Source organism: Tabrizicola aquatica (assembly GCF_002900975.1).
Classification (GTDB): domain Bacteria; phylum Pseudomonadota; class Alphaproteobacteria; order Rhodobacterales; family Rhodobacteraceae; genus Tabrizicola; species Tabrizicola aquatica.
Window position 1 is genome coordinate 1,288,912 of sequence record NZ_PJON01000001.1, and the last position, 12,609, is coordinate 1,301,520.

Annotated in this window: 10 protein-coding genes; 5 read left to right on the plus strand and 5 right to left on the minus strand. The window is 66.8% G+C overall.

What is annotated here, in order from left to right; genetic code table 11:
• Window positions 1-42: 42 nt before the first annotated feature.
• Genes CXR42_RS06265 through CXR42_RS06285 form a run of 5 tightly spaced genes read right to left on the minus strand, consistent with a single transcriptional unit; the run spans window position 43 to window position 6,181 of the window.
• Complete coding sequence (locus CXR42_RS06265) at window positions 43-1,293, minus strand: ABC transporter substrate-binding protein (RefSeq protein ID WP_103256577.1); 1,251 nt, start codon at window positions 1,291-1,293, stop codon at window positions 43-45.
• 30 nt (window positions 1,294-1,323) lie between these two features.
• The gene (locus tag CXR42_RS06270; RefSeq protein WP_103256578.1) at window positions 1,324-2,847 is read right to left on the minus strand and encodes an aldehyde dehydrogenase family protein; all 1,524 of its coding nucleotides are present in this window, start codon (window positions 2,845-2,847) and stop codon (window positions 1,324-1,326) included.
• Window positions 2,848-3,615, minus strand: coding sequence for an enoyl-CoA hydratase/isomerase family protein (locus CXR42_RS06275; protein WP_103256579.1), 768 nt, complete (start codon window positions 3,613-3,615; stop codon window positions 2,848-2,850). It abuts the gene before it with no gap.
• On the minus strand, window positions 3,612-5,183 hold the full coding sequence (locus CXR42_RS06280; RefSeq protein ID WP_103256580.1) for an acyl CoA:acetate/3-ketoacid CoA transferase: 1,572 nt from the start codon (window positions 5,181-5,183) through the stop codon (window positions 3,612-3,614). Before CXR42_RS06280 ends, CXR42_RS06275 begins: the two co-directional genes overlap by 4 nt.
• Complete coding sequence (locus tag CXR42_RS06285; RefSeq protein WP_103256581.1) at window positions 5,180-6,181, minus strand: Gfo/Idh/MocA family protein; 1,002 nt, start codon at window positions 6,179-6,181, stop codon at window positions 5,180-5,182. Before CXR42_RS06285 ends, CXR42_RS06280 begins: the two co-directional genes overlap by 4 nt.
• Before the next feature lie 322 nt (window positions 6,182-6,503).
• On the opposite strand from CXR42_RS06285, the gene CXR42_RS06290 reads away from it, so the two are divergent.
• The 5 genes from CXR42_RS06290 to CXR42_RS06310 are packed head-to-tail and all read left to right on the plus strand — an operon-like array spanning window position 6,504 to window position 12,544.
• Entirely contained in the window at window positions 6,504-7,487 is a 984-nt protein-coding gene (locus CXR42_RS06290; RefSeq protein ID WP_180996003.1) for an efflux RND transporter periplasmic adaptor subunit, read from the plus strand.
• Window positions 7,480-10,674, plus strand: coding sequence for an efflux RND transporter permease subunit (locus tag CXR42_RS06295; RefSeq protein WP_103256583.1), 3,195 nt, complete (start codon window positions 7,480-7,482; stop codon window positions 10,672-10,674). Before CXR42_RS06290 ends, CXR42_RS06295 begins: the two co-directional genes overlap by 8 nt.
• Window positions 10,675-10,710: 36 nt before the next feature.
• Window positions 10,711-11,994, plus strand: a complete 1,284-nt coding sequence (locus CXR42_RS06300; protein ID WP_103256584.1) for an NAD(P)/FAD-dependent oxidoreductase — start codon at window positions 10,711-10,713, stop codon at window positions 11,992-11,994.
• A gap of 3 nt (window positions 11,995-11,997) precedes the next feature.
• Window positions 11,998-12,201, plus strand: a complete 204-nt coding sequence (locus CXR42_RS06305; protein ID WP_103256585.1) for a YgaP family membrane protein — start codon at window positions 11,998-12,000, stop codon at window positions 12,199-12,201.
• Window positions 12,202-12,217: 16 nt separating this feature from the next.
• Window positions 12,218-12,544, plus strand: a complete 327-nt coding sequence (locus CXR42_RS06310) for an ArsR/SmtB family transcription factor (RefSeq protein WP_103256586.1) — start codon at window positions 12,218-12,220, stop codon at window positions 12,542-12,544.
• Window positions 12,545-12,609: the final 65 nt, after the last annotated feature.

The following is a 12,609-nucleotide window of genomic DNA, read 5'->3' on the forward strand; positions in this document are numbered from 1 at the left end:
ATTTGGGTCGGGGGGCAGATGGCCCGCCCCCTTTCCATGCGGTTACTGCGCGGCGGCGACGGCCTCGGCAAGTGCTGCGGCAGCGGCGGCCCCATCGGCGTATTCGCCGTTGAACGCCGCGGTGATCACGTCATAGGTCGCGTTCTTCACCGAGGCCGGGGCCGCGTGACCATGCGCCATCGAGCCGAAGAGCTTGCCACTGGTGTTCGCCTCGGCCAGGTCCGCCATGCCCTTCTTGCCGCAATCATCGAACGCGTCGTTCGGCACATCCGTCCGCGCCGGGACCGAGCCCTTGACCACGTTGAACGCCGACTGGAACGTCGGGTTCATGATCGCGCTGGCCATCGCCGCCTGTGCCGCCTTTGCCGCGTCACTTTCGACGTTGAACATCGCGAACTGGTCAGAGTTGAAGGTCACCGCCCCCTGCGTGCCGGGGAAACGGATGCAGACGAAGTCGGTGCCGGGGACCTTGCCGGCCTTCAGGAACTCGCCCTTGGCCCAGTCGCCCATCATCTGCATCCCGGCTTCGCCATTGATCACCATGGCCGAGGCCAGGTTCCAGTCGCGGCCCGAGAAGTTCGCGTCGACATAGGTGCTAAGCTTGATCAGGCGGTTGAAGGCTTCCGCCATCTGCTCGCCGCCCAGGGCTGCGGGGTCAAGGTCGATGAAGGCGGCCTTGTAGAAGTCGGTGCCCATGCCCAGAACGATCCCGTCGAAGACGGTCGCGTCCTGCCAGGCCTGGCCGCCGTGGCCAAGCGGCGTGATCCCGGCTTCCTTCATCTTGTCGAGGACGGCGACGAGTTCCTCCCAGGTGGTCGGCGCGGCAAGTCCGGTCGCATCGAGCGCGGCCTTGTTGATCCAGACCCAGTTGGTCGAGTGGACGTTGACCGGGGCCGCGATCCACTTGCCGTCGGACTTGGAGAAGCCTTGCAGGGCGGCGGGAACCACGGCATCCCAACCCTCGGCGGTCGCCACTTCGGTCAGGTCGCCCAGGGCGCCCTCGCCGGCCCAGTCCAGGATGTCGAAGCCCAGCATCTGCACGGCGGTCGGCGGGTCGCCGGCCGTGACGCGGGCGCGAAGGGCGGTCATCGCCGCCTCGCCGCCGCCGCCGGCGACGGGCATGTCGACCCAGCCGATCGACTTGGTGCCAAGGTCGTCCTTCAGCACGTTCAGCGCCGCGGCCTCGCCACCCGAGGTCCACCAGTGCAGGACCTCCACATCTTCCGCGAAGCTGATCGAGGTGGTCATCACCAGTGCCGCCGCAGCGGTCATCGTCTTTCCGAAAAAGCGCATGTTGGTTCCTCCCTTTATGCGTCTTGCCCGCTAACTGCGGGGTCTTACCCAAGGCGCCCGCGTGCGGCCGATCCGCATCACCAGCGACTTGGTTTCCATGAACTCATCCAGGCCCTGGCGGCCGATCTCGCGACCCAGGCCCGATTGCTTGACCCCGCCGAAGGTCACTTCGGGGAAGCCGTCCATCCAGGTGTTGGTCCAGACCGTGCCGGCCTGCGCGCCACGGGCGAAGGCCAGGCAGGTGTGGATGTTCTCGCTCCACACGCCGGCGGACAGGCCATAGTCGGCGTCGTTCACCAGATGCAGGGCCTCGTCCAGCGTGCGGAAGGTGAGGACGGTAAGGACCGGACCGAACACCTCTTCCCGCGCGATGGCCATATCCGGGGTGACGCCGGTCACGACGGTGGGCTGGTAGAATTGCGGGCCAAGGCCCGGAACCGTCAGCGCCGCGCCGCCCATTGCGACGTTTGCCCCGGCCTTGCGGGCGGCGGTGACATAGGCGTCGATCCGCTGCCCATGTTCGGGGCTGACTATGGCCCCCACCTGCGTGGCGGGGTCGAGGGGATCGCCGAAGGCGACCTGTTGCGACAACTCGACCACGCGGGCAGTGAAGGCTTCTGCGATTTCCTCATGCACGATGATCCGGCTGCCCGAGTTGCAGCATTGGCCCACGTTGAAATAGACGCCAAAGACCACGGCATCGGCGGCGCTTTCCAGATCGGCGTCGGGGAAGATCACCTGCGGGTTCTTGCCGCCAAGTTCGAGGGCGACCTTCTTTAACGTGCTGGAGGCGGCCGCCGCAATGCCGCGTCCGACAGCGGTGGAACCGGTGAAAGTGACCATGTCCACGCGGGGATCGCTGGCCAGCGTCGCGCCGACCGGCTGGCCGTGTCCAAGGACGATGTTGACGACGCCGGCGGGAAGGCCCGCTTCGGCCAGAAGCTCTGCCAGCATGACGGTGGTCGAGGGCGTCAGTTCCGACGGTTTGACGACACAGGTGCAGCCTGCCGCCAGCGCGAAGGGCAGTTTCTGCGACAGGATCCAGAACGGGAAGTTCCACGGCGTGATGATGCTGACGACGCCGATGGGTTCCTTCAGCACCACGGCCAGCATGTCCTGGCCAAGCGAGTTGTGGCTGTCGCCGTGCAGCGTCCGGGCAAGCGAGGCTGCATAGCGCCAGAGGTCGGCGGCCCCGCTGATCTCGCCCCGCGCCTGGGTGATCGGCTTGCCGGATTCCAGCGTCTCGATCAGGGCCATGCGGTCGGCGTTGGCCTCGATCAGGTCGGCGACTTTCAGCAGGACCGTGGCGCGGGCCTTGCCGGAAAGCTGGCTCCAGCGGCCATCGTCAAAGGCCGCGCGGGCGGCGGCGATGGCGGTCTGGGCGTCCTGGGCCGAGCCTGCAGCCGAGCGGCTGACGACCACGCCATGCGACGGCGAGGTGCGCTCGATCCAGCCAGTGTCTCCGGATGCGGATGCTCCGTCGATCCAGTGGCGGTTGACCCGGACCTCGGGCAGGGTGACGGCAAGGGCCGGGATAATGGTCAGGTCAAGCATTCAAGTCCCCGGAAATTCTGGTTTGCGTTTGGCCCGGAAGGCGGCGACGCCCTCTTGCCGGTCGGCGCTGGCGGCGATGGCGGCGGACCCCAGCGCCTCGATCAGGGCGGCCTGGTCCTCGCCCTGACCCGCGTGGATCATCGCCTTGGTGATCTCGGTCGCGCGGGGGGAGAGGGGGACGGCGGTCTCGGCAATGGCCTGGGCGGCGGCGCGGGGGGCGTCGGTCACTTCGGCGACGAAGCCGCAGGAGAGGAGGCGGTCCGCGCCGATGCGGCGGCCAAAGAGGGCCATTTCCTTGACCATGCCTTCCGGGATCAGGCGGGCCAGGCGCTGGCTGCCCGACCAGCCGGGAACGATGCCGACGCCTGCTTCTGGCAGCGCGATGGTGGCCTTGGGCGTGATCAGGCGGATGTCGCAGGCCGCAGCGAGTTCCAGCCCGCCGCCGAACGCATGGCCATTCAGTGCGGCGATGGTGGGTTTCGACAGGCGCGCGAGGCGGTCAAAGATCCGGTGGCCGCCGCGGACCCAGGTGCGGGCGAAGTCGGCGGGGCTCAGGCCGCCCCAGGCGTTGATGTCGGCGCCGGAGCAGAAGGCGCGGTCGCCCTCGCCGGTCACGATCACGGCGCGGAGGTCGGGGTTCGCTTCGATGGTTTCAAGGTGCCCGGCAAGCTGGGCCAGCATGTCCACGGTGAAGCAGTTCAGTTTCGCCGGATTGTCCAGCGTCAGGGTCGCAACGGGACCGGCAAGGTGAAGGCGGACGCCGCTCATGGCTGCCACCCCATCGGGCCATCAGACAGAAGGGATAGGGGCATGGTGGTGGCGTTCTCGGCCACGCTCACGCGGCCTTGGCTCGCGGCGATGATATCGCGGGCGGGGTCGATCCCCGGCATGATCTCGGTTGCCACAAGGCCCTGGTCGGTGGACCGGATCACGCAGCGTTCCGTGACATACAGCACCTCTTGCCCCTGCGCGCGGGCGCGGGTGCCGGAGAAGGTGACGTGTTCGACCTTCTCGACCATCTTGCAGAACTTACCGGGGGTGGTGACGCTTAGCCCGGCGGGGGAAAGGGCGACCCCTGCCCCGGCCTCGAACCAGCCGGAAAAGACGATCTTGCGGGCGTGCGAGGTGATGTCGACGAAGCCGCCGCAGCCGGCGGTAAGGTAGGGCTTCTTGCCCAGTTTCGAGACGTTGACGTTGCCCTCGATGTCGATCTCCAGGAAGGACAGGAAGGACAGGTCGAAGCCCGCGCCCTGGAAGTAGATGAACTGCTGCGGCGAGGGGACGTAGCCCCAGGCGTTCGACGCACAGCCAAAGGCGAAGCCGGTCAGCGGCATCCCCCCCACTGCACCCTGTTCGATGGCCCAGGTCACCGCCTCGGGGTGGCCTTCTTCCAGGAGGATGCGCGGGACCATCGCGCTGATGCCAAAGCCGAGGTTGGCGGTCATGCCGCCCTTCAGTTCCAGCGCGGCGCGGCGGGCGATGACCCTTTCCACGCCTTGCTCGGCCAGGGAGAAGCTGGACCAGGGGCGCATGATCTGGCCCGAGATGGCGGGGTCATAGGGGGTTTCCGTGGTCTGGCGCTGGTCGGGGTCAAGCACGATCAGGTCCACCAGATGCCCCGGCACCCGCACGTCATGCGGCCGCAAGCTGCCCTTGGCGGTGATCCGCGAGACCTGGGCAATCACCAGTCCGCGGTTGTTCCGTGCGGCGATGGCCTGCTCGAGGCCCCCAAGGTAGGCGCCTTCGTGTTCGTAGGTCAGGTTCCCGTTTTCGTCCGCCGTCGTCGCGCGCAGGATGCAGACGTCGGGCTGGATGTTGGAGAAGTGCAGCCAGGTCTCGCCGCCGAAGTCGACGCGCTGCACGATGGGCGCTGCGGCCCCGCGGGCGTTCATCGAACAACCCTCGCGCACCGGGTCGGCGAAGGTGTCCATCCCGACCTTGGTCAGCACACCGGGACGGCGGGCAGCGGCTTCGCGGTGCATGTCGAACAGGATGCCGGAGGGCACGTTGTAGGCCGCAACCCGGTCCTCGACGATCATCTTCCAGATTTCCGGCATCGGCAGGTTTGACGACCCCGACGGATAGGACCCGGCCAGCACCCGCGCCAGAAGCCCGTCCTGCGCGATCCATTCCATGCCCTTGACGCCATACATGTCGCCCGCCGCGATGGGGTGGAGCGTGGTGATGGCCCTGGGATGGCCTTCGGCGCGGAACCGGTCGCCCAGCGCCTTCAGCACCAGGTCGGGACAGCCAAGCGCCGAGGAGGACGAGACGGTGACAACCGCGCCATCCGCAATGCGGGCCACGGCCTGGGCTGGGGTGACAAGCTTGGTCATGCGGCCCTTCCATAGTCGACGTGCTGGCGGGTGCCGGTCTCTGCGGCCTGCCGCACCGCCAGCGCCACGGCCAGCGAGGCAACCCCGTCCCAACCGGTCGCGGCGGGCTGGCCCTTGCCCTGGACAGCGGCCAGGAAATCCGTGATCGCCTGGACGTAAAGGTTGTGCGACGCGTAAGCCACGACCTCACGCCCCGCTGCGGTGACCAGGTCCACCTCGCCCACCGGCTGTTGCGTCATCACGCCCCGCGCGAAGATCGACCCCTTGTCGCCATGCACCTCCAGCCCCGAGCCGGCGAAGGGATGGGTGAAGCTTTCATGGGCCAGGATCATCGCGCCCGAGGGCATGGTCCAGACCGACATGGCCGAATCCTCGACCCCCTGCCCCAAGCCGCTGGTCCCCATCTGGGCGACGACCGAGACTGGGTCCTCACCCAAAAGGAAGCGGGCCACGTCGGCGTCATGCACGGTGATGTCGGGGATCACGCCGCCCCCCGCCGAGGGATCGTTGATCCGCCAGCCCTGAAGGTGCGGTGGCAAGTGGACGGCGTGGAACAGGCGCAGGGACAGCACGCGACCAATGCGGCCTGCGCGGATCAGGTCCCGCACCGCCCTGTGGCTGCCGGAACAGCGCAGATGGTGGTTCGTGGCAAAAACCAGGCCGGCGCTTTCGGCGGCGCGGACCATCGCGGCCGCCTCGGCCACGGTCATCGCCAGCGGCTTTTCGCACAGCACATGCTTGCCCGCCGCGATGGCTGCCAGCGCCTGATCACGGTGCTTTTCGTTCGTCGAGGAGATGTAGACCGCCGCCAGCATCGGATCGGCCAGGAGGTCGTCCAAACGGTCATGGACCGCCGGAATGGCATGGGTCGCCGCATAGTCCCGCGCCCGGGTCGGATCACCGCTGTGCAGGGCCGCAACCTCTTGCCCGGCGGCGCGGAGGGCCCCGATCACATGCTCGGCCGCAATCGTACTGGCCCCGATCAGCCCCCAGCGCATCCTCGCCCCCTTGATTCTGGATCGTTCCAAATCATTACTGGAACGATCCAATTCCTGTCAATCAGCAATATCGGTCGAAAGGTTGATTGTGAACGACGCCGCAGCGCAAGCTGCATTGATCCGGCCGATCACGTGCGCCTGGAAGGCGGGGGCGAGGGATTGGCTGCCGCGACCGCCCGCCCGCCCGGTCGCGTGGCGGGGGCGTCCCTGCGGCCGCCGCCCTGCCCCGGCGCTTCCGTTTCGCACAAGGGCCTTGCATTTTACATCTTCAAAGCTTTATAGATAAAGAGCCAATGAGAAGGACCCGACTCGCATGCCCCTCCTGCGCAAGCTGATGCTGACGGCATCCCTCCTTTTCCCGTTTTCGGCCCTGGCCGAACCGCTGACCCTGTCGCCCGTCGCCGTCACCGACTGGAAGGCGGTCTACGGCACGGTCGAGGCGCGCGACCGTATCCCGGCCCGCGCCCGGATCGGCGGCACTCTGGTTGCCCTGGCGGTGGCCGAAGGCGACGTGGTCGAGGCCGGGCAGGAACTGGCCCGAATCGTCGACGACAAGCTGGATTTCCAGCTGGCCGCGCTGTCGGCCCAGCGGGAATCCCTTTCCGCCCAACTTGCCAATGCCGAGACCGACCTGAAGCGGGGTGAGGAGTTGCTGGCCAATGGCGTGACCACGACCCAGCGGGTCGATGCCCTGCGCACCCAGGTCGATGTGCTGAAAGGCCAGATCGCCGCGCTGGAGGCGCAGGCCGATGTGATCTCGCAGCAGGCGCGTGAGGGGGTGGTGCTGGCGCCGGTCGCGGGCCGCGTGCTGGATGTGCCGGTGACCGAAGGCGCTGTGGCCATGCCCGGCGAAGTGGTCGCGGTGATCGGCGGCGGCGGAACCTACCTGCGCATCGCGGTGCCCGAACGCCATGCCACGGCCTTGCAGGAGGGCGACACGATCCGCCTGTCCGAAGGGACAAAGGGGCGTCTGGCCCGCGTATATCCGCTGATCGAGGGCGGCCGCGTCGTCGCCGATGTCGAGGTCGCTGACCTGCCCGACACCCATGTCGGCGCGCGGCTTCTGGTGCGCCTGCCGGTGGGCGAGCGTCAGGCCCTGCTGGTCCCCGCCGCGTCCATCGTGACCCGCGCGGGTCTGGATTTCGTCCGCCTGCAGACGCCCGAAGGCGTGGCCCTGCGCAGCATCGTGCCGGGCGAGGCGCATGAGGTGGACGGCGTGGCGATGGTCGAAGTGATTACGGGTCTGGTCGCGGGCGACGTGGTCGTTCCGGCCGCCGAAGCCGGTGGCGAGGTGGGCCATGACTGACCGCAAGCACCCCTTGGGCATTGCCGGGGGCCTGACCAAGGCCTTCATCAACTCGGCCCTGACGCCGCTCTTCATCCTGGCTGCGCTGGCGGCGGGGATCGTCGCGCTGGTCAGCCTTCCGCGTGAGGAAGAGCCGCAGATCTCGGTTCCGCTGGTCGACATCCATGTGATGGCGCAGGGGCTCAAGGCCGAGGATGCGGTCAAGCTGGTGACGGAGCCGCTGGAGGTCATTGTCAAGGGCATCAACGACGTCGAGCATGTCTATTCCCAGACCCGCGACGATGCGGCGATGGTGACGGCGCGGTTCGAGGTCGGCACCCGGTCCGAGGACGCGATCCTGCGGGTGCATGACAAGGTGCGCGCGAATATCGGCGCGATCCCGGTGGGCATACCCGAGCCGCTGATCGTCGGCCGTGGCATCGACGATGTGGCGATCCTGACGCTGACGCTTTCGGCCGAGGATCTGACCGCCAACGACCTGACCCGCATCGCGCGTACCCTGCAGACCGAGGTCGCCAAGACCCAGGATGTCGGCCTGACCTATCTGGTCGGCGACGCGCAGGACGCGATCCGCATCGAGCCGGACCCGGACCGGCTGGCGCTGTATGGCGTGACGTTGCAGCAACTGGCGGGGAAGGTCGCGCAGGCGAACCGGACACTGAACACGGGCAAGCTGCGCGATCAGGGCCAGATGGTGGACCTGGTGGCCGGCGAAACGCTGACCGCCCCGGCCGAGGTGGCGAACCTCCTCCTGACCACGCGGGACGGGCGGCCGGTCTATGTCGCGGACGTGGCGACGGTCGCTTATGTCGCGAACACCAAGGACGCCATCGTCTCGCATCTGGCAAAGACCGACGACGGCCTGACCGGAGGCCCGGCGGTGACGCTGGCGATTGCCAAGCGCGCCGGGGCGAACGCGGTGGTGGTGGCCGAAGAGGTCCTGCACCGGGTTCACGCGCTGGAAGAAAAGCTGATCCCCGAAGGCGTGACGCTGACGGTCACGCGCGACTATGGCGAGACGGCGAATGAAAAGGCGAACGAGCTTCTGTTCCACCTCGGCCTGGCCACGGTGTCGATCATCATTCTCGTGTGGCTGGCGATCGGCTGGCGCGAGGCCGGGGTTGTCGCCATCGTGATCCCGGTGACGATCCTGCTGACCTTGTTTGCGGCATGGGTGATGGGCTTCACGCTGAACCGGGTGTCGCTCTTCGCGCTGATCTTCTCCATCGGTATCCTGGTCGACGACGCCATCGTGGTGATCGAGAACATCGACCGTCACTGGGGCCTTGACCGCCGCAAGCCGCGCCTGCAGGCCGCCATCGAGGCGGTGGCCGAGGTCGGCAACCCGACGATCGTAGCCACCTTGACCGTGGTGGTGGCGCTGTTGCCCATGCTGTTCGTCAGCGGGTTGATGGGCCCCTACATGTCGCCGATCCCGGCCAATGCCAGCGCGGCGATGATCTTCTCCTTCTTCGTGGCGGTCATCATCACCCCCTGGCTGATGGTCAAGATCGCCGGCGGCGCGGACATGAAGGACCATGCACAGGATGACGCCCACGGCGGCCATCACGGCGGCTGGCTGGAGCGGTCCTATGCCGCCGCCGCAAAGCCGGTGCTGGCCACCAAGGGGCGCAGCCTGGGCTTCCTGCTGGTCGCGGCGGCACTGTCTTTCGGGTCGCTGGCGCTGCTTTACACCCGCGATGTCACGGTGAAACTTTTGCCCTTCGACAACAAGTCCGAGCTTTCGGTCGTGATCGACCTGCCCGAAGGCTCTTCGGTCGAGGCGACGGACCGGGTGGCCCGCGACGTGGCGGATGTGGTGATGGGCCTCTCGGAGGTGACCTCGGTCCAGACCTATGCCGGGACGCCCGCGCCGTTCAACTTCAACGGGCTGGTGCGGCATTACTACCTGCGGGCCGAACCGCAACTGGGCGAAGTGGCGATCAACCTAGCGCCGAAGGCCGACCGTGACCGGGCCAGCCATGACATTGCGCTGGACCTGCGGGAACGGCTGGCGGCGCTGGCGGTGCCCGAGGGCACAAGCCTGAAGGTGGTGGAACCCCCGCCGGGGCCGCCCGTGATCTCGACCCTTCTGGCCGAGGTCTATGGCCCGGATGCCGAGACGCGGCGTCAGGCGGCGACGATGATCAGGGCTGCGTTTGAATCCGTGCCCTTCATCGTGGACGTGGACGACAGCTTTGGCACCCAGGCGCGGCGGCTGCGGGCGACGATTTCCTCGGACGATCTGGATTTCTACGCCGTGCAGGAGCAGGACGTGTTCGACACGCTGGCACTGCTGAATGGCGGGCAAACCGTCGGCTACTCGCACCGCGGCGAGGGGCGATTGCCGATCCCGCTGGTTGTCGGGCGCGACAAGTCGGACCGGGTGCTGGACGAACGCTTCCTGACCACGCCGATCCCGGCCAATGCCCTGCCGGGCGCACGCGGGGTGGTGGAGCTGGGCGACGTGATCCGGGTTCAGGAGGAAGCCGCAAGCTTCCCGATCTTCCGCCGCAACGGCCGCGACGCCGAAATGGTCACCGCCGAACTGGCCGGCGATTTCGAAGCCCCGCTTTACGGGATGCTGGCCGTCGCCGACGCGATCGAAAAGATGGACTGGCCCGAAGGGACCAAGCCCGAAATCGCGCTGAACGGCCAGCCCGAGGACGAGGGCAAGGTCACCCTGCTGTGGGACGGCGAATGGGAGGTGACCTTCATCACCTTCCGCGACATGGGGGCCGCCTTCGGGATCGCGCTTCTGGGGATCTACATCCTTGTCGTGGCGCAGTTCGGCTCGTTCAAGCTGCCCTTGGTGATCCTGACGCCGATCCCGCTGACCTTCCTGGGGATCATGTTCGGCCACTGGCTGTTCGCCGCCCCCTTCAGCGCCACCTCGATGATCGGCTTCATCGCACTGGCCGGGATCATCGTGCGCAACTCGATCCTGCTGGTGGACTTCATCCGCCATGGGCAGGGGCCGGTCACGGTGGACCTGCTGATCGAGGCGGGGGCGATCCGGTTCAAGCCGATCATCCTGACCGCCATCGCCGCCATGATCGGCGCGGTGACGATCCTGGCGGACCCGATCTTCCAGGGTCTCGCGATTTCCCTGCTGTTCGGTCTGCTGAGTTCGACCTTGCTGACCGTCCTTGTCATCCCGGCCATCTACCGCGTGTTCCGCACATGACCGGTACTTCACGCCTGATCAGAAGAGGAGACTGAAATGGCACATGTCGTTGTTCTGGGGGCCGGACTTGGCGGCGCCATCATGGCTTACGAATTGAAGGACCAGTTGCGGCCCGAGGACAAGGTCACGGTGGTGACGAAGGACCCGAAGTATCACTTCGTGCCTTCGAACCCCTGGATCGCCGTCGGCTGGCGCGACCGTGAGGACATCACGGTCGACCTTGCGCCAACCATGGCGAAGAAGGGGATCGAGTTCATCCCGGTGGCCGCCGAAAAGCTGGTGCCGGAGGAGAACCGGATCGCCCTGGTCGACGGCCAGTCGGTCGCCTATGACTATCTGGTGATCGCGACCGGGCCGGAATTGGCCTTTGACGAGGTGCCGGGCCTGGGGCCTGAGGGGCACACGCAGTCGATCTGCCACATCGACCATGCCGAGGCCGCGAAGGCGGTATTCGAAAAGCTGGTGGCGAACCCCGGCCCGGTCATCATCGGCGCGGCGCAGGGCGCGAGCTGTTTCGGCCCGGCCTATGAGTTCCTGTTCATCCTGGAAACCGCGCTCCGCCGGGCCAAGGTGCGCGACCGGGTGCCGATGACCTTTGTCACACCCGAGCCTTATGTGGGCCATCTCGGGCTGGACGGCGTCGGCGACACCAAGGGCCTTCTGGAAAGCCAGATGCGCGAGAAGCACATCAAGTGGATGACCAACACCCGGATCAAGCGGGTCGAGGAAGGCCACATGATCGTCGAGGAAGTGGGCGAGGATGGCGTGGCGAAACCCGAAAAGGACCTGCCCTTTGCGTTTTCCATGATGCTGCCGGCCTTCCGGGGGATCAAGCCCGTCTCGGGGATCGAGGGGCTGAGCAATCCGCGCGGCTTCACCATCGTCGACAAGCACCAGCAGAACCCGAAATACCCCAACGTCTTTGCGGTGGGCGTCTGCGTGGCGATCCCGCCGATGGGACCGACGCCCGTGCCCTGCGGCGTGCCAAAGACCGGGTTCATGATCGAAAGCATGGTCACCGCGACCGCGCACAACATCGGCAACATCGTCCGCGGCAAGGAACCCGACAGCGTCGGCACCTGGAACGCGGTCTGCCTTGCCGACTTCGGCGACGGGGGCATCGCCTTTGTCGCCCAGCCCCAGATTCCGCCGCGGAACGTCAACTGGTCCTCGTCGGGCAAATGGGTCCACCTGGCCAAGGCGGGGTTCGAGAAATACTTCATCCGCAAGCTGCGCAAGGGCCAGTCGGAACCCTTCTACGAAAGCCTCGCACTCAAGGTGCTGGGCATCGACAAACTTAAAGCAACCACGAAAGGATAAATCATGTCGCTTGATCGCGCCGTCATGCTGTTTGCCGGGGCCATGGTCCTTCTCAGCGTCGTGCTGACCATGTATGTCTCGCCCCTGTTTGTGTGGTTCACCGTGTTCATCGGTCTGAACCTGATCCAGTCCTCCTTCACCGGCTTTTGCCCGGCGGCCATGCTGTTCCGGTCGTTGGGGGTGAAGAAGGGCTGCGCGTTCGAATGAAGCCGTAGGAGCGAAGATGGCAGAGATCCTGGAAGGCTTCGGCGGCACGGCCGAGCAGGCATCGCGTGCGGTGGCGCTTCTGAAATCGCTTTCGCATGAGGGGCGGTTGCAGATCCTCTGCCTTCTTGTCGATGGCGAGCGCAATGTCTCCCAACTGGCCGAGGCGCTGGGGTCCAGTCCCGTCAGCGTCTCGCAACAACTGATGCGCCTGCGGGCCGAGGGTATCGTGCAGACCCGCCGCGAAGGGAAAAGCGTGATCTACCACCTGGCCCGAGACGAGGTGGCGACCATCGTGACCGCCCTGCGCGACACGTTCTGCAAGAAGCCGCACGCGGCCCCGTGACAGGTGCGGCCGGGGTCGCCACCGAGCCCGGCCGCACCCGCAGACCTGAAGCTGGTGCCGGGCCT

Bases quoted from the DNA above. Each gene is read 5' to 3' on its own strand.
- CXR42_RS06265 (WP_103256577.1), bottom strand. From the start codon at position 1,293: ATGCGCTTTTTCGGAAAGACGATGACCGCTGCGGCGGCACTGGTGATG.
- CXR42_RS06270 (WP_103256578.1), bottom strand. From the start codon at position 2,847: ATGCTTGACCTGACCATTATCCCGGCCCTTGCCGTCACCCTGCCCGAG.
- CXR42_RS06275 (WP_103256579.1), bottom strand. From the start codon at position 3,615: ATGAGCGGCGTCCGCCTTCACCTTGCCGGTCCCGTTGCGACCCTGACG.
- CXR42_RS06280 (WP_103256580.1), bottom strand. From the start codon at position 5,183: ATGACCAAGCTTGTCACCCCAGCCCAGGCCGTGGCCCGCATTGCGGAT.
- CXR42_RS06285 (WP_103256581.1), bottom strand. From the start codon at position 6,181: ATGCGCTGGGGGCTGATCGGGGCCAGTACGATTGCGGCCGAGCATGTG.
- CXR42_RS06295 (WP_103256583.1), top strand. From the start codon at position 7,480: ATGACTGACCGCAAGCACCCCTTGGGCATTGCCGGGGGCCTGACCAAG.
- CXR42_RS06300 (WP_103256584.1), top strand. From the start codon at position 10,711: ATGGCACATGTCGTTGTTCTGGGGGCCGGACTTGGCGGCGCCATCATG.
- CXR42_RS06305 (WP_103256585.1), top strand. From the start codon at position 11,998: ATGTCGCTTGATCGCGCCGTCATGCTGTTTGCCGGGGCCATGGTCCTT.
- CXR42_RS06310 (WP_103256586.1), top strand. From the start codon at position 12,218: ATGGCAGAGATCCTGGAAGGCTTCGGCGGCACGGCCGAGCAGGCATCG.